The 16396-nt window shown below is 64.4% G+C and carries 14 protein-coding genes; 12 read left to right on the top strand and 2 right to left on the bottom strand.

Annotated elements, in window-relative coordinates:
* Positions 1–36: 36 nt before the first annotated feature.
* Positions 37–1374 (bottom strand): lysine N(6)-hydroxylase/L-ornithine N(5)-oxygenase family protein, encoded by a 1338-nt coding sequence (locus AC07SI_RS22915; protein WP_065903997.1) that lies wholly within the window; start codon positions 1372–1374, stop codon positions 37–39.
* A 119-nt stretch (positions 1375–1493) separates the two neighbouring features.
* A complete protein-coding gene (locus AC07SI_RS22910; protein ID WP_065904000.1) occupies positions 1494–1976 on the bottom strand; it encodes a sigma-70 family RNA polymerase sigma factor in 483 nt (160 codons plus the stop codon).
* A 256-nt stretch (positions 1977–2232) separates the two neighbouring features.
* Between AC07SI_RS22910 and AC07SI_RS22905 the strand changes: the two genes are divergently transcribed.
* The 12 genes from AC07SI_RS22905 (at position 2233) to AC07SI_RS22850 (ending at position 15977) form a co-directional block, all read left to right on the top strand.
* Positions 2233–3402: an efflux RND transporter periplasmic adaptor subunit gene (locus tag AC07SI_RS22905; RefSeq protein ID WP_120449074.1), complete on the top strand. Its 1170-nt coding sequence runs from the start codon at positions 2233–2235 to the stop codon at positions 3400–3402.
* A 1-nt stretch (position 3403) separates the two neighbouring features.
* A complete protein-coding gene (locus tag AC07SI_RS22900) occupies positions 3404–5377 on the top strand; it encodes a MacB family efflux pump subunit (protein ID WP_120449075.1) in 1974 nt (657 codons plus the stop codon).
* Positions 5378–5420: 43 nt separating this feature from the next.
* Entirely contained in the window at positions 5421–6785 is a 1365-nt protein-coding gene (locus tag AC07SI_RS22895; protein WP_120450779.1) for an efflux transporter outer membrane subunit, read from the top strand.
* Between the two features lie 103 nt (positions 6786–6888).
* The gene (locus AC07SI_RS22890) at positions 6889–7638 is read left to right on the top strand and encodes an alpha/beta hydrolase (protein ID WP_262134153.1); all 750 of its coding nucleotides are present in this window, start codon (positions 6889–6891) and stop codon (positions 7636–7638) included.
* 107 nt (positions 7639–7745) lie between these two features.
* Positions 7746–8513: a FadR/GntR family transcriptional regulator gene (locus AC07SI_RS22885; protein WP_065904017.1), complete on the top strand. Its 768-nt coding sequence runs from the start codon at positions 7746–7748 to the stop codon at positions 8511–8513.
* Positions 8514–8723: 210 nt separating this feature from the next.
* Complete coding sequence (locus AC07SI_RS22880; RefSeq protein WP_065904020.1) at positions 8724–9926, top strand: ABC transporter substrate-binding protein; 1203 nt, start codon at positions 8724–8726, stop codon at positions 9924–9926.
* 61 nt (positions 9927–9987) lie between these two features.
* On the top strand, positions 9988–10848 hold the full coding sequence (locus AC07SI_RS22875) for a branched-chain amino acid ABC transporter permease (RefSeq protein ID WP_015884776.1): 861 nt from the start codon (positions 9988–9990) through the stop codon (positions 10846–10848).
* A gap of 1 nt (position 10849) precedes the next feature.
* Entirely contained in the window at positions 10850–11860 is a 1011-nt protein-coding gene (locus AC07SI_RS22870; RefSeq protein WP_065904023.1) for a branched-chain amino acid ABC transporter permease, read from the top strand.
* Positions 11857–12606, top strand: a complete 750-nt coding sequence (locus AC07SI_RS22865) for an ABC transporter ATP-binding protein (protein ID WP_015884778.1) — start codon at positions 11857–11859, stop codon at positions 12604–12606. The genes AC07SI_RS22870 and AC07SI_RS22865 overlap by 4 nt, the downstream gene beginning before the upstream one ends.
* A complete protein-coding gene (locus AC07SI_RS22860; RefSeq protein ID WP_495006559.1) occupies positions 12606–13301 on the top strand; it encodes an ABC transporter ATP-binding protein in 696 nt (231 codons plus the stop codon). Before AC07SI_RS22865 ends, AC07SI_RS22860 begins: the two co-directional genes overlap by 1 nt.
* Positions 13302–13314: 13 nt before the next feature.
* A complete protein-coding gene (locus AC07SI_RS22855; RefSeq protein ID WP_120449076.1) occupies positions 13315–14583 on the top strand; it encodes a Zn-dependent hydrolase in 1269 nt (422 codons plus the stop codon).
* On the top strand, positions 14580–15977 hold the full coding sequence (locus tag AC07SI_RS22850) for an amidase (RefSeq protein WP_495006558.1): 1398 nt from the start codon (positions 14580–14582) through the stop codon (positions 15975–15977). The genes AC07SI_RS22855 and AC07SI_RS22850 overlap by 4 nt, the downstream gene beginning before the upstream one ends.
* The last annotated feature ends 419 nt before the right edge of the window (positions 15978–16396 follow it).

Raw genomic sequence — 16396 nt, 5'->3', positions numbered from 1 at the left:
CACCGCGGCGATTCGACAAGCCAGGCTTCTACAGTGTCAGCTGGCGGTGGCGAGCAGCAGGTCCTGCACCGAACGCGCGTTGCCGCGATGCCGGTCCAGCGCATGCAGCGACGCCGCGATCTCGTCCGCGCGGATCGGCAGCACCGACAGCAAGGTATCGCTCAAGCCGTGGCTGGCCTGGCTGAAGCCCTGGATGTAGATGCCGGCCTTGCAGCGCTCGTCGGTGACGATACGGTAATCGCGGCTGACTTCGAAGTCGCCCATATAGGCTTCCAGCGGTGCCAGCAGTTCGCGGTGCATCTGGCGCTCGTAGCCGGTGGCCAGGATCACGGCGTCGTAATGGTGGACGCTGGTTTCGCCGTTGGCGTTGTTGCGCAAGGCCAGTTCGATGCCCAGCGGACCCGGCGTGGCCTTCTCGACCACGGTCATGGTGCGGAAGGCCTGGCGGGCGATGCCGGAGACTTTCTGGCGGTAGAAAATCCCGTAGATGCGCTCGATCAGGTCCAGGTCCACCACCGAATAGTTGGTGTTCTGGTACTCGGCGACCAGTCGCTCACGCTCCGCGCCGACTTGCTGGAACACCAGGTCGGTAAAGGCCGGCGAGAACACTTCGTTGACGAACGGGCTGTCGTCGGCCGGCTTCAGCGCCGAGCCGCGCAGGATCATGTCGACCTGCACCGACGGGAAGCTGTCGTTGAGGTCGATAAAGGCTTCGGCCGCGCTCTGGCCACCGCCGATGATCGCAATGCGCATGGCCTTGCCGTCGACGCAGGGCTGCGAGGCCATGCGCTCCAGGTACTGGGAGTGATGAAACACCCGGCTGTCGCCCTTGAGCGCCTTGAACGCGTCGGGAATACGCGGCGTGCCGCCGGCGCTGACCACCACCGAACGGGTGGTGCGCACATGCTGCTCGCCCAGCGCATCGCGGGAGATCACGCGCAACGCCTCGACGTGCTGCTGGTGCAGGATCGGCTCGATCGCCAGCACTTCCTCACCGTAGCGCGCCTGGGCCTGGAACTGCCCCGCGACCCAGCGCAGGTAGTCGTTGTACTCCATGCGGCACGGGTAGAAGGTGCCCAGGTTGATGAAATCCACCAGGCGGTCGTGGGCTTTCAGGTAATTGACGAAGGAGTACGGGCTGGTGGGGTTGCGCAGGGTTACCAGGTCCTTGAGGAAGGAAATCTGCAGCTCGCTCTGGGTCACGAGGGTATTGCCGTGCCAGCGGTAGTCAGCCTGTTTGTCGAGAAACAGCACGTCCAGTTTGCCCTGGGCCTTTTCGCGCTCCTGCAGGGCGATGGCCAGCGCCAGGTTCGAAGGGCCGAAACCGATACCGATCAGGTCGTGAACCGCGGGCGAAGCAATTGCCTGTGTCATTCCAGTGTCCTCTGGATAAGCCCCTTGGCGGTGGGGCGGGAATACCTTCAAGACCTGCACAACAGGTCATGTGTTGATAGGAAACGAGGACAGTGAAATAAAATTTAACTGATCGGTGATCAGTGCGCGTCCCACTCGCGCATCCGCACCCGGCAGTGCTTCATCGCGTTGACGATGTGTTTTTCCACCAGCGCGCGGGAAATGCACAGGCGCTCGGCGATCTGCACGTGGGTCAATCCGTCGAGCTTGCGCAGCATGAAACTGTCGCGGCACGCTGCCGGCAGCTCGGCGAGGGCGCGTTCGAGCAGTTCCAGGCGCTGGCCGTGGTCGTGGGTGGCGTGGGGCGAACAGGGGGCGAAGCGTTCTTCGCTGTCCAGCACATCCAGCGGCTCGACCTGGCGCAAGGCGTTGCGCCGGTGGCCGTCGATCACCAGGTTCAGGGCGGTGCGGTATAAAAAGGCGCGGGGTTGTTCGATGGGGGTATCGCTGGAACGTTCCAGCACCCGGACATAAGCGTCATGCACCACATCCTCGGCAACCTGGCGGTTGCCCAGCTTGGCGTTGAGGAAACACACCAGCTCGCGATAGTAGTTTTCCAACATGACTCCCGACCGCCGGGTGGCGGCATTAGGTCCTTGAGTGCGAAAAAGACAGCGTATGAGGTAATGGCAGTTTGGGTGCGTGCAATTTATAGTAATTCTCATCTACTTTTAAAGCAGACTTGCACCGATGGACGATTATTTTTCTTCAAAGGACCTGTAACCGCTTGTGTAACAGCCTAAATCCCCGGTCAATTCTCTCGTTTAACTGTCAGCTCTGCGCAACTGCGCTCCGAACTTTCCTGGCTGGAACCTAAGCATGAAACGCCCTCGCCCTGCCCGACGCGCCTTGCTTGTTATCGCGTGCCTGATCCCCCTCATCGCCGTTGCCGCCTGGCAGGTGTTGCCGCCGGGGCGTGACACGCTCACCACCGTCACCGTCAGCCGCGGCAATATCGAAAACAGCGTCACGGCCCTCGGCACCCTGCAACCGCGTCGATATGTGGACGTGGGCGCCCAGGCCTCCGGGCAGATCCGCAAGATTCACGTCGAAGCCGGCGATCAGGTCCAGGAAGGCCAGTTGCTGGTGGAAATCGACCCGTCCACGCAAAAAGCCAAGCTCGACGCCAGCCGCTACGCCATCGAAAACCTCAAGGCCCAGTTGCAGGAGCAGAAAGCCCAGCACGAACTGGCGCGCCAGAAATACCAGCGCCAGCAGCGCCTGGCGGCCGGCAACGCGACCCGTGAAGAAGATGTGCAAACCGCCAAGGCCGAATTGAGCGCGACCCAGGCGCGGATGGACATGTTCCAGGCGCAGATCCTCCAGGCCCAGGCCAGCCTGCGCAGCGACGAAGCGGAACTGGGCTATACGCGCATTTATGCGCCGATGACCGGCACCGTGGTGGCGGTGGACGCGCGGGTCGGCCAGACCCTCAACGCCCAGCAGCAGACGCCGCTGATCCTGCGTATCGCCAAGTTGTCGCCGATGACCGTGTGGGCGGAAGTCTCGGAAGCCGACATTGGCCACGTCAAACCCGGCATGACCGCCTATTTCACCACCCTGAGCGGCGGCAACCGGCGCTGGACCAGCACCGTGCGGCAAATCCTGCCGATTCCGCCCAAGCCGTTGAATGAAACCCAGGGCAGCGGCAGCCCCAACAGCTCCAACAAAAGCGGCAGCGGCCGCGTGGTGCTCTACACCGTGCTGCTGGATGTGGACAACAGCGACAATGCCTTGATGGCCGAAATGACCACCCAGGTGTTCTTTGTCGCGGGGGCCGTGAAGGACGCGCTCACCGTGCCGGTCGCTGCGTTGCAGGGCACCTCGAGCGCCGATAGGCAGATTGCCCGCGTAGTGGCGGCAAACGGGCGCATCGAGGAGCGCGAAGTGCGCCTGGGCATCAGTGATCGCCTGCGCGTCGAAGTGCTCGACGGCCTGCATGAAGGCGATCACCTGCTGATCGGCCCGGCCGACGGCAACGGGGGTTGAGGTGACCACGCCCCTGATCGAACTCAAGGACATCCGCAAATCCTACGGCGGCGGCGACAGCCCGCAGGTCGACGTCTTGCGCGGCATCGACCTGTCGATCCACGCCGGGGAATTCGTCGCGATTGTCGGCGCGTCCGGCTCCGGCAAGTCCACATTAATGAATATCCTCGGCTGCCTCGACCGGCCCACAACCGGCGACTACCTGTTCGCCGGCGAAAATGTCGCGCACCTGGACAGCGATGAGCTGGCCTGGCTGCGCCGTGAAGCGTTCGGCTTCGTGTTCCAGGGCTACCACCTGATCCCGTCGGGTTCGGCCCAGGAAAACGTCGAGATGCCGGCGATTTATGCCGGCATCAGCGCCGCCGAACGGCACGCCCGCGCCAAGGCCCTGCTCACCCGCCTGGGCCTGGCCGACCGCACCGGTAACCGTCCGCACCAGTTGTCCGGCGGCCAGCAGCAGCGCGTGTCGATTGCCCGCGCCTTGATGAATGGCGGGCACATCATCCTCGCAGATGAACCCACCGGCGCCCTCGACAGCCACAGCGGCGCCGAGGTGATGACCTTGCTCGATGAGCTGGCGAGCCAGGGCCACGTGGTGATCCTGATCACCCATGACCGCGAAGTCGCGGCGCGGGCCAATCGCATCATCGAGATTCGCGACGGCCTGATCATCAGCGATTCGGCCGAGGCCGACAGCTACGTCCCCGCACCCGCCAGCAACGGCGCCTTGCAGGCCGTGGACCTGCGCCAGCGCCTGGCCGACGGCGCCGAACACAACGGCGCCTGGAAAGCCGAACTGATCGACGCGGTACAGGCCGCCTGGCGGGTGATGTGGATCAACCGTTTCCGCACGGCGCTGACCCTGCTGGGCATCATCATCGGCGTGGCGTCGGTGGTGGTGATGCTGGCGGTCGGTGAAGGCAGCAAGCGCCAGGTCATGGCACAGATGGGCGCGTTCGGCTCCAACATTCTTTACCTCAGCGGTTCGTCGCCCAACCCGCGCACGCCGCTGGGTATCGTCACCCTCAATGACGTCGCGGCGCTGGCGGCACTGCCGCAGGTCAAGCGCATCATGCCGGTCAACGGCACCGAGGCCGGGGTGCGTTTTGGCAATGTCGACTACATGGCCTATGTGGGCGGCAATGACACCAACTTCCCGGACATTTTCAACTGGCCGGTGGTTGAGGGCAGTTATTTCACCGCCGCCGATGAGCGCGCCGGTGCCACGGTGGCGGTGATTGGCCACCGCATCCGCGAAAAGCTGTTCAAGGGCCAGGTCAACCCGATCGGCCAGTACATCCTGATCGAGAACGTGCCGTTCCAGGTGATCGGCGTGCTCGCGGAAAAAGGCGCCAGCTCCGGCAACAAGGACAGCGACGACCGCATCGCCATCCCCTACACCGCCGCCAGCGTGCGCCTGTTTGGCAGCTACAACCCCGAATACGTGGTGATTGCCGCCGCCGATGCGCGCAAGGTCCACGAGGCCGAGGTGGCCATCGACGCACTGATGCAAAAGCTGCACAACGGCAAGCGCGACTACGAGTTGACCAACAACGCCGCGATGATCCAGGCCGAGGCGCGCACCCAAAACACGCTGTCGTTGATGCTCGGCTCGATTGCGGCGATTTCGCTGTTGGTCGGCGGCATCGGCGTGATGAACATCATGCTCATGACGGTGCGCGAGCGGACCCGCGAAATCGGCATCCGCATGGCCACCGGCGCGCGCCAGCGCGACATCCTGCGCCAGTTCCTCACCGAGGCAGTGATGCTCTCGGTGGTCGGCGGCCTGTGCGGTATCGCCCTGGCCCTGCTGGTGGGCGGCGTGCTGGTGCTGGCCAAGGTGGCGGTCCAGTTTTCCCTGGTGGCGGTCCTTGGCGCATTTGGTTGCGCGCTGGTCACCGGCGTCGTATTCGGCTTTATGCCGGCCCGTAAAGCTGCCCGGCTCGATCCGGTTAAGGCATTGACCAGTGAATAAACCATCCCTGCCCACGCACCTGTCCCTGCTCAGCCTGTGCCTGATGTTGAGCGCCTGCACCGGCAGTCCTGGCGCCATCGACAGCGGTATTGCGCCGCCGGCCGCCTGGCAATTTGCCGAGCGCGACGCGACCCAGGCCACCAACCAGCGCTGGTGGACGCACTTTGGCAGCCCGCAACTCAATCGCCTGGTCGACCAGGCGCGGCGTGACAGTTTCGACGTCGCCGCCGCCATGGCCAGGGTCCGCCAGGCCCAGGCCAGCGCAGTGATTGCCGGCGCGCCGCTGCTGCCCGAGGTCAAGCTGAATCTCGACACCAGCCGCCAGAAACTGCTGCGCGGCAAAGGCGGACCGAGCCTGGACGCGTCGCAAAGCGATGAGGTTGTCGACAACTTCGGCGCCAACCTCACCGCCAGTTATGAAGTGGATTTCTGGGGTGGCCGCGCGGCTGCGCGCGACAGCGCCCTGCACAGCCTGCGGGCCAGCGAGTTTGACCAGGCGACGGTGGAACTGACCTTGCTCGCCAATGTGGCCGACCGCTACGCGCAAACCCTGGCGGCCGTTGAGCGCGAACAGATTGCCCAGCTCAACCTGGCGAACGCGCGCAACGTGCTCGACCTGGTGCAGACGCGCTACGACGCCGGCTCCGCCACGGCCCTGGAACTGGCCCAGCAGAAAAGCCTGGTGGCCAGCCAACAACGGCAATTGCCGCTGATCGAGCAATTGGCCGAAGAGTCGCGGATCACCCTCGCGGCGCTCCTCGGCCAACCGGTGCAGGCCCTCGACCTGGGCGCCGAACCATTCCAGGCGCTGAGCTGGCCGACCATCGGCGCGGGCCTGCCCAGCCAATTGCTCAGTCGCCGCCCCGACATCGCCAAGGCCGAGGCGCAGCTGGCGGCGGCACAAGCCGACGTCACCGTGGCGCGGGCGGCCATGCTGCCGGCCGTGACCCTCGGTGCGACCCTTGGCTCGGACGCATACAAAGCCGCAGAAATGCTGCGCAGCCCGTACTACACGCTGACCGCCGGGCTGGTCGGGCCGATCTTCAACAACGGCCGTTTAAGCGCCGAGCGCGACAAGGCCCGCGCCCGCCAGGATGAGCTGCTGCAAACCTACCGTGGCGCGATCATCAACGGCTTTGCCGATGTGGAAAAAGCCCTCAGCAGCATCACCCGCCTCGACCAGCAGCGCGAATGGCAAAGCGAAGAGCTGCAACAGGCGCAGACCGCCTTCCAGATCGCCGAGAGTCGCTACCAGGCAGGCGCCGAGGACTTGCTCACAGTGCTGGAGACCCAACGCACGCTGTACGCGGCCCAGGACTTGAACGTGCAGCTGCGGCTGTCGCGCCTGCAGGCCAGCATCGCCTTGTACAAAGCACTGGGGGGTGGCTGGGAGACTGATATCCGCTAAACAAAACTCCACTTTCGTACACGAGCTGTTTTCTCGACCTACATTCTTCAACCCAGGTCCTTGGTAAAAAAGCCGCCATCACACGGCTGCCCGGGACCTCCTGATGACTGTTGCAAAACACCTCGCTTGTGGCGGTATCTGGCTGATGGCAAGCACCGCCCTGGCCCAGCCACTGATCACCGAAAGCGCCATCGACTGGCTGCTCGACTGCCCCATCCCCCAGGTCGAACACCTGGACCCCGAAGTGCTGGCGCGCACCCAATGCGGCGTCGTCAGTGTCCCGCGCAACTACGCCGCGCCACGCCAAGGCAACCTGCGCCTGTACGTCACCCGTGTCGGCGCGCGCGATCCGCTGAGCCGTGAAGGCGTGGTTTTCGCCCAGGCTGGCGACACCACCCGGCGCAACCGCGCCGGCACCTTCGCCGTGCAACTGGCCAGCCGCTGGGGTGCCTATTCCAACCAGGCTTATCGCACGCTGCTCAATCGCTATGACGTGATCGAGCTCAGCCCGCGCGACCTCAAGCACAAGAATGGCCTTGAGCAGGCCGTGCGCGACATGGAATTCGTGCGGGCCCAACTCGGTGACGCGCAGCTGTACTACCTCGGTAACGCCGGCGCCACGCGCTTGGGCAGCCATTACGGCGCGCTGTTTCCCGACCGCGTCGCGCGCATGGTGCTGGTGAATGCGGCGCCCGGCGAAAAGGCCGCGCCCCGGGTTGCACAATTGCACCTCAAGGACACCGCCACGTCAGGCCCCAGCGGCTGCGTCAACCAATGGGTGGGCGACTTCCTTGCCTATGGCAAGCAGCCGCCGGCGTCGACGCGCTGCCTGGATTCAGGCGTTTGGGAGTAGCGCGCCGTTTGCGACCTGTTGCGGCCGAAAACGACACCCTGCGTTGACGCTGCGACCCAATCGTTATTAAGTGCTATTTATCCGCATTAATACGATAAATCGAACCCATGCTAAGCCGCCCGCTACGACGCAAACGCCAGAAGCTGTCCGATGTGATTGTCGAGTCGGTCAAGCGCTCTATCGTCACCGATGCACTCAAGCCCGGCGATCGCCTGCCCACCGAGCGCGAGCTGATGGAAAGCTTCCAGTGCTCCAAGGGCTCGGCCCGCGAGGCGCTCAAGGCGCTGGAAGTCGAGGGCCTGGTGAGCACGCGCACCGGCCCCAGCGGCGGCGCCTACCTCAACCAGGCGGGCACCGAGCCGGCCAGCCGCGCCTTGCGCAACTACCTGCACTTCCAGCATCTGGATGGCGAGCAGGTCTACCAGTTGCGCAAGGTCATCGAAGTGGAACTGGCCGTCTCGGTACTCGGGCGCCTGAGTGAGGACGACTACCAGGCCCTGCAGGACAACGTGGATTTCTGCAGCGCGCCGGAAGACAGCGAGGCCGGCCAGCGTGAACAGCGCCTGGCGGAACTGGAGTTCCACAACCTGCTGGCCAAGGCGTGCCCCAACCCGTTGCTGAGCTTCATGGCGCAGTTCCTCAATGACCTGTTGCGTGACCTGGTGGTGCTGAAAAAGGCCTACAAGCCCAAGCGCAAGCAGTTCGACGCGGCCAACCTCGACTATCACAAACAGTTGCTGAGCGCGTTTCGCGCCGGCGATGAAAAAGCCGTGCGCAGCCTGATGCACGAACACATGTGCGACGCCGAACACCACATGACCGCGCTGGAAGGCCAGGTCAGCCCGCATTTTCTACTGGAGTTCGATCACTCTTAAAAACACTACAGACCCAGTGTGGTAGCGGGCTTGCTCGCGAATGCGGGGGGTCAGCAAAGCATCCGGAGACTGATGCACCGTATTCGCGAGCAAGCCCGCCCGCACATTTCCTGACCGCGTTTCGCCTCAATAAAAAGGCCTGCCCACAGGCCCTGCTCCACCGTATCGCCATTGCTACTCCTGCCAATAACTAAACCAGGGAGTCACCCCATGCAGCGTCGTACGTTGTTGAAAGCCAGTCTCACCGCCGCCGCCGCCCTCAGCCTTCCGCTGAGCGTGCGTTCGGCATTCGCCGCCGAACCCTTTACCTTTTACGGCCTCAAGTCCATGTCCGGCGCCTTTGCCAGCTATGGCAAGTTTGCCGACATGGGTTCGCGCCTGGCGGTGGAACAGCACCCCGAAGTGCTCGGTCGCCCGCTGAACTACAAGGTGATCGACACCGAAGGCAACGCCGGCAAGGCGGTGCGCAAGGTCCAGGAAGCCATCCAGCAGGACGGCGCGCGGTTCTTCCAGGGGTGCACGCTGTCGTCGTCGGCGCTGGCCGTGGCCAAGGAAGTGGACAAGGTCGGCGGCGTGTTCATGACCCCGGTGGGTGCCGACGAAGTCACCGGCAAGGACTGTAACAAGGCGACGTTCCGCTGGTCGGTGCCGACCTACGGCGCGATCCGCGAAACCATGGTGCCGCTGATCAAGCTGCTGCCGGACGCCAAGCGCTGGTACACCATCACCCCGCAATACGTGTTCGGTGAAGCCCTGCTCGAAGGCGCCAAAAATGTCCTCAAGGAACACGGCCTGGAGCACGTGGGCAACAGCTATCACTCGTTGCAGGAACAGGAATTCTCCGGCTACCTGACCAACGCCATCTCCACCAAGCCCGACGTGCTGGTGCTGCTGAATTTCGGCAGCCAGTCGTCCAACACCCTGCGCCAGGCGGTGAACTTCGGCATCAAGGAGCGCATGAAAGTGCTGCTGGTGTGGTCTGCCGGTCTCGATCAATTCCAGGAACTGGGCAGCGATGTGCTCGAAGGCGTGTACCTCGGCGCGCAGTACTGGCACCAGGTCGACACCCCGCTCAACCGCGAGCTGGTCAAGCTGACCCAGGCCAAGTACGGCATCAACCCCACCTACCCGCTGGCCGCTGACTACATCAGCACCAAGGTCATGCTCGAAACCATCATCGCCACCGGCAGCTTCGACGGGCCGACCGTGGCCAAGGCCATGCAGGGCCTGAGCTACGAAGGCCCGACCGGCAAGGAATCGATCCGCGCCGGCGACCACCAGGTGATCAAGGACTACTACCTGCTGATCGGCAAGGCCGCCGGCGACATGGCCGACAAGGACGACCTGGCCAAGGTGCTCAGCGCCGGCCAGTCCTTCCCGCCGGTGGACGCCACGGGCTGCACGCTCGCCTGACCCGCTGACTCGCTAAACACGACAGGGCCGCGTTCGCGGCCGCCTGTCCGAGGGTTTCTGCATGCTTAATCTTTATCTGTTCCAGATACTCAACGGCCTGGGATTGGGGATGATCTACTTCCTGATCGCGGTCGGGCTGACGATCATTTTCGGCCTGCTCAACTTCGTCAACTTCGCCCACGGTGCGTTCTTCCTGCTGGGCGCCTACATCTGCTACACCGCCGTGAGCCTCACCGGCAACTTCTGGCTGGCCCTGCTGATCGCGCCGCTGGTGGTGGCTGCGTTGGCGTGGGTGATCGAGCGCCTGTTAATCCAACGGATTTACCACCTGCCACACATGTTCCAGATCCTCGTCACCCTGGGGATCGCGCTGATCATCCAGGAAGCCAGCGTGATGATCTGGGGCCCGGTGGGCAAGAGCGTCGCCGTGCCGGAACTGCTGCGCGGGGTGCTGGTGGTCGGCGACTTCGTCTACCCCTACTATCGCCTGTTCCTCATCGTGTTTTCCGGGCTGGTCGGCCTGGGCCTGTGGCTGCTGCTGGAACGCACGCGCTTCGGCGCACTGGTGCGCGCCGGCAGTGAAAGCACCGAAACCGTGTCGCTGCTGGGCACGAATATCTTCCGCCTGTTTTCCATGACCTTCGCCCTCGGCGTGGCCCTGGCCGGTGTCGCCGGCGTGCTGTTTGCGCCGTTGCGCGGCGCGCAGCCCTTTGTCGGCCCGGAGATCCTCGGCGTGGCCTTCGTGGTCGTGGTGATCGGCGGCATGGGCTCGTTCAGCGGAGCGCTGGTCGGCGGTTTGCTGGTGGGCGTGGTGCAGAGCCTGATGACCACACTCTGGCCCCAAGGCGCGAGCCTGATGATCTACGGCGCAATGGCCGTGGTGATTCTGGTGCGCCCTTACGGCCTGTTCGGGAGAGCCTGAGATGAGCGAGAAAAATCCACTGCCGTTTGCCAAGACCCAATCCAAAGCCATGTTGCTGTGGGTACTCGCGGTGCTGATCGGCCTGCCCTTGGTGCTGCCCTCGGCGACCCTGGCCACCGAGATCCTGATCTTTGCCATGGCCGCCCTCGCCTGCAACCTGTTGCTCGGCTACACCGGGCTGCTGTCGTTCGGCCAAGGCATCTTCTTCGGCGCCGGCGCCTATTGCGCGGCGCTGCTGATGATTCATCTGCAACTGGGCCTGTTCACCGCGTTGCTCGGCGCTGCCGTGGCCGGTGGCTTCCTGGCCTTGCTGGTGGGCGCCCTGGCGATCCGGCGCACTGGCATCTACTTCGTGATGCTGACCTTGGCGTTCAGCCAGATGGCCTACTTCGTGGCCTACACCTTGAGCGACTGGACCGGTGGCGACAACGGCCTGCTCAGCGTGCCGCGCCCGGAAATCCGCCTCGGCGACACCGTGCTGCTGTCGCTGGCCGACGCCCGTGCGTTCTATGGGTTTGTCGCGGTGCTGTTCCTGCTGATCTTCATCGGCGCACGCCGGGTGATCGCTTCGCCATTCGGCAGCACGCTGATGGCGATCCGCGAAAACGAAACCCGCGCCTCGGCCATCGGCTACGACACCCGCCACTTCAAGATCCTGGTGTTCGTGCTGTCCGGCGCGGTCACCGGCATCGCCGGCGCGCTGTACGCGATGCTGCTGCACTTCGTGCCGCTGTCGAATATCGACCTGGCGATGTCCGAGAACATCCTGATCATGACCATCGTCGGCGGCACCGGCTCGCTGTTCGGCTCATTGCTGGGGGCCGGTTCCATCGTGCTGCTGGGGGATTTTCTCTCCGACCTGTGGCCGCGCTGGCTGATGTTGCTGGGGGTGATCCTGATCCTGGTGGTGATCTTCATGCGCGGTGGGTTGTGGGGAGGCCTGGCGTCGCTGTTCGAGAAGGTGCGAGGCCCGCGCAAGGCCGCTGTGATCACCAAGGAGGAAGTGCTATGAGCATCCTGCTGGAAACCAAAGACCTGGAACTGGCCTACGGCGCGTTCCATGCGGTGAATGGCGTGAACCTCAAGGTCGAAGCCGGCACCATCCACACCATCATCGGCCCCAATGGCGCGGGCAAGACCAGCCTGTTTCATTGCCTGACCGGTGAGCGCCAGGCCACTGCCGGGGCGATCCATTTCGACGGCAAGAACCTGATGCGCAAGCCCGCCCACGGCCGCGTCGGCCTGGGCATGGCGCGCTCGTTCCAGCTCACCAGCCTGTTCCAGAACCTCAGCGTGCGCGAGAACCTGCGCCTGGCCGCCCAAGGCCGCGACGGTGCCCGCGCGCTGAACTTCTGGCGCCGGGTCGACAGCAAGCGCGAACACCTGGAGATGGCCGACCAGGTGCTCGAACGCCTGCAGCTCAGCGCGCGTGCCGACACCTTGGCCGGCGAGCTTTCCCACGGCCAGCAACGCGTGCTGGAGGTGGGCATGTCGATCTGCTCGAAACCGAAACTGTTGATGCTCGACGAGCCCACCTCGGGCATGGGCATCGATGACATTCCGATCATGACCCAGCTGATCAGCGACCTCGGCCGCGACCATACGGTGCTGCTGATCGAACACAACATGAGCATCGTCATGTCGATCAGCCAACGCATCACGGTGATGAGCCACGGGCAGATCCTGGTGGAAGGCACGCCGGAATTCGTGCGGGCCGATGAACGTGTGCGCACGGCTTATCTTGGGGAGGCTGCCTGATGCTGATCGTCGACAATATCCATTCCTACTACGACAAGAGCCACGTGCTCGAAGGCGTGTCGCTGACCGTCAACCCCGGCGAGCTGGTGACGCTGCTGGGGCGCAACGGCGCCGGCAAGACCACCACGCTGCGCAGCATTCTCGGGATCATCTGCCCGCGCCAGGGCCAGATTCACTTCAATGGCCAGGCACTGGTGGGCCAGAAGATCTTTGAAATCGCGCGCCAGGGCTTGGCCCTGGTGCCGGAGAACCGCGGGATTTTCCGCCTGCTCACCGTCGAGGAAAACCTGCGCATCGCCGCGCGCAAGACCAGCCGCTGGCAGCTGGATGACGTCTACGGCATGTTCCCGCGCCTCAAGGAGCGGCGCAAAAACGCCGGCCACGCGCTGTCCGGCGGCGAGCAGCAGATGCTCGCCATCGCCCGCGCCCTGCTCAACGATCCCAAGCTGCTGATCCTCGACGAACCCACCGAAGGCCTCGCCCCGGTGATCGTCGACGAGTTGGTGAAGATCCTGCGCAAGGTCAAGGACGACGGCCTCCCCGTGCTGCTGGTGGAACAGAACCTGATGGTCTGCGACAAGCTCGCCGACCGCCATTACGTGCTCGAACAGGGCCGCGTGGTCTACGAGGGCAGCGCCGCCGCCTTCCGCGCCGACCCGACCATCAAGAACCGCTACCTGGCCCTGAGCGCCTGACCGGAGAACACTGATGAATAGCTTTGCGCAACCGCTCCAGAGCAATGCCCCACTGATCAATCGCGACCGCCTGTGGCAATCGCTGATGGACCTCGCCCAGCTCGGCGCCACGGTCAAGGGCGGCGTGTGCCGCCTGGCCCTTACCGACCTCGATCGCCAGGCCCGCGACTTGTTTGTGCAGTGGTGCGAGGCCGCTGGGTGCAGCGTGAGTGTCGACGCCATCGGCAATATTTTTGCGCGTCGCCCTGGGCGCAACCCGGCCCTGGCGCCGGTGATGACTGGCAGCCATATCGACACCCAGCCTACCGGTGGCAAGTTCGACGGCTGCTACGGGGTGATGGCCGGGCTGGAAGTGATCCGTACCCTCAATGATCTCAACATCGAAACCCAGGCGCCGATCGAGGTGGTGGTCTGGACCAACGAGGAAGGCTCGCGCTTTCCGCCCTGCATGATGGGCTCCGGGGTGTTTGCCGGGAAATTCGACCTGCAGGACACGCTCGACAAGCTCGACGACCAGGGCCTGTCGGTGGGCGCCGAGCTGCAGCGCATCGGCTATGCCGGTTCCCGTGCGGTGCTCGGCCATCCCGTGGGGGCGTATTTCGAGGCGCATATCGAGCAGGGCCCGGTGCTGGAAGACCAGGCCACCACGATTGGCGTGGTGATGGGTTGCCTGGGCCAGAAGTGGTTCGACCTGACCCTCACCGGCGTCGAAGCCCACGCCGGCCCGACGCCGATGCACCTGCGCAAGGACGCCCTGGTCGGCGCCGCCGAGGTGGTCAGCGCGGTCAATCGCATCGCTCACCAGCAGCAACCTCACGCCTGTGGCACCGTCGGCTGCCTGAGCCTGCACCCAGGCTCGCGCAATGTGATTCCCGGCCAGGTGCACATGACCCTCGACTTGCGCCACCTGCACGCGGACAAGCTGCAAGCGATGGTCGATGAAGTGCGCAGCGTGATCGAAGCCAGCGCGGCCCGGCATGGGTTGACGTTCGAGCTGACGCCGACCGCCGACTTCCCGCCCCTGGACTTCGCCCCGGCGTGCGTCAATGCCGTGCGCGACGCGGCAGGCGCGCTGGGTTTGAGCCACATGGACATCGTCAGCGGTGCCGGGCATGACGCGATTTTCGTCGCCGAACTCGGCCCGGCCGGGATGATTTTCGTGCCGTGCGAAGGCGGCATCAGCCACAACGAAATCGAAAACGCCGCGCCGGATGACCTCGCGGCAGGCTGCGCGGTGCTGTTGCGCGCCATGGTCAATGCGGCACAGGGGGACCAGGCATGAGTGAGATGGGCCAACTGACAGCGGTGCAACTGCTGCAGCATTTTCGCGACAAGACCTTGTCACCGGTGGACGTCACCGAGGACGCCCTGCTGCGTATCGAACGCTACAACCCGGTGGTGAACGCCTACTGCCACGTCGACCCCGAAGGCGCGCTGCAGGCTGCGCGAGCCTCGGAGCAGCGTTGGTTCAAGGGCCAGCCCTGCGGCGCGCTGGACGGTGTACCGGCGTCGATCAAGGACCTCACGCTGACAATCGGCATGCCCACCCGCAAGGGCTCGCGCACCTCATCCGCCGAAGGGCCGTGGGACGTCGACGCGCCGTTTTCCGCCTTGATGCGCAAGGCCGGCGCCGTGCTGCTGGGCAAGACCACCACCCCGGAGTTCGGCTGGAAAGGCGTGACCGACAACCCGCTGTACGGCATCACGCGCAACCCGTGGGACACACGCACCACGGCGGGCGGTTCGTCCGGCGGCGCCGGTGCAGCGGCGGCGTTGAACCTCGGCGTATTGCACCAGGGCAGCGATGCCGGCGGCTCGATCCGGATTCCGTGCGCGTTTACCGGCACTTTCGGGATCAAGCCGACGTTCGGTTATGTGCCGCAGTGGCCGGCCAGTTCCATGACGATTCTGTCGCACCTGGGGCCGATGACCCGCACCGTGGAAGACAGCGTGTTGATGCTGCAGACCATCGCCCAGCCAGACGCGCGGGACGGCCTGATCGGCGCGCCGCGGACGACGCCCTGGTTGACGGGCGCTGCGGACCTCAAAGGGTTGCGCGTGGCCTATAGCCCGACGTTCGGCTATGTGAAGGTCGATCCGCAGGTTGCCAAGGTCGTGGGCCAGGCAGTCGAGGGATTGGTGCAATTGGGCGCCCATGTCGAGCAGATCGATCCAGGCTTCAGCGACCCACTGGAAGTGTTCAATACCCTGTGGGCCGCCGGTGCCGCACGCCTGACCGGCGCCATGAGTGATGCGCAAAAACAGCTGCTGGACCCCGGTCTGTTGCGCATCGCACAACGCGGTGAACAGCTCAGTCTTGGCGACTTCAACGACGCCCTCGAAGCCCGCGCGGCGCTGGTAGCGAAGATGGCCGCGTTCCATGAGCATTACGACATATTGGTGTCGCCGATGCTGCCGATCACCGCGTTCGACGCCGGGCACAACGTGCCGCCGGGTTCCGGGATGCAGGCATGGATGGAGTGGACGCCGTTTACCTACCCGTTCAACCTGACCCAGCAACCGGCGGCATCGGTGCCATGCGGGCTGGCGGCGAATGGTCTGCCGGTAGGGTTGCATGTGGTGGGCGCGCGCTTTGCCGATGAACAGGTGCTGAAGGTCTGCCAGGTGTACGCCAAAGCGTTCCCCACACCGCACTTGCAAGCGCCGCAGACCTGAAGTGGACTCAACTGGGGGGGCTTTCGGGGGTGGCAGGTCAGCCAACCCCCCTATCGCCCATGCCGCCGCCTTCGCAGCCTCGCCAAGGCTCGGCAGCTCCCACACTTGGGCTGCGTCGCGCCAACTACTGCGATGCCACAGGGAATTGAAATAAGCGCGACTCCGCAAATCCCCTGTGGGAGTTGTCGAGCTTTAGCGAGGCTGCGAAAGCGGTGTCTCAGACGAAGAAAATGCCAGCAATACCGCCGCCTTCGCAGCCTCGCTGGGGCTCGACAACTCCCACACTTGAGCTGCGTCGCGCCAACTACTGCGATGCCACAGGCAATTGAAATAAGCGCGACTCCGCCAATCCCCTGTGGGAGTTGTCGAGCTTTAGCGAGGCTGCGAAAGCGGTGTCTCAGGCGCAGAAAATGCCAGCA

The organism is Pseudomonas sp. GW821-FHT05D12, assembly GCF_059419825.1.
This window is presented reverse-complemented; position numbering and strand designations above follow the sequence as displayed.

Coding starts and splice junctions, on each gene's coding strand:
- AC07SI_RS22915 (WP_065903997.1), bottom strand. CDS start 1,374: ATGACACAGGCAATTGCTTCGCCCGCGGTTCACGACCTGATCGGTATC.
- AC07SI_RS22890 (WP_262134153.1), top strand. CDS start 6,889: ATGACTGTTGCAAAACACCTCGCTTGTGGCGGTATCTGGCTGATGGCA.
- AC07SI_RS22910 (WP_065904000.1), bottom strand. CDS start 1,976: ATGTTGGAAAACTACTATCGCGAGCTGGTGTGTTTCCTCAACGCCAAG.
- AC07SI_RS22860 (WP_495006559.1), top strand. CDS start 12,606: ATGCTGATCGTCGACAATATCCATTCCTACTACGACAAGAGCCACGTG.
- AC07SI_RS22855 (WP_120449076.1), top strand. CDS start 13,315: ATGAATAGCTTTGCGCAACCGCTCCAGAGCAATGCCCCACTGATCAAT.
- AC07SI_RS22880 (WP_065904020.1), top strand. CDS start 8,724: ATGCAGCGTCGTACGTTGTTGAAAGCCAGTCTCACCGCCGCCGCCGCC.
- AC07SI_RS22870 (WP_065904023.1), top strand. CDS start 10,850: ATGAGCGAGAAAAATCCACTGCCGTTTGCCAAGACCCAATCCAAAGCC.
- AC07SI_RS22850 (WP_495006558.1), top strand. CDS start 14,580: ATGAGTGAGATGGGCCAACTGACAGCGGTGCAACTGCTGCAGCATTTT.
- AC07SI_RS22865 (WP_015884778.1), top strand. CDS start 11,857: ATGAGCATCCTGCTGGAAACCAAAGACCTGGAACTGGCCTACGGCGCG.
- AC07SI_RS22905 (WP_120449074.1), top strand. CDS start 2,233: ATGAAACGCCCTCGCCCTGCCCGACGCGCCTTGCTTGTTATCGCGTGC.
- AC07SI_RS22885 (WP_065904017.1), top strand. CDS start 7,746: ATGCTAAGCCGCCCGCTACGACGCAAACGCCAGAAGCTGTCCGATGTG.
- AC07SI_RS22895 (WP_120450779.1), top strand. CDS start 5,421: ATGTTGAGCGCCTGCACCGGCAGTCCTGGCGCCATCGACAGCGGTATT.
- AC07SI_RS22875 (WP_015884776.1), top strand. CDS start 9,988: ATGCTTAATCTTTATCTGTTCCAGATACTCAACGGCCTGGGATTGGGG.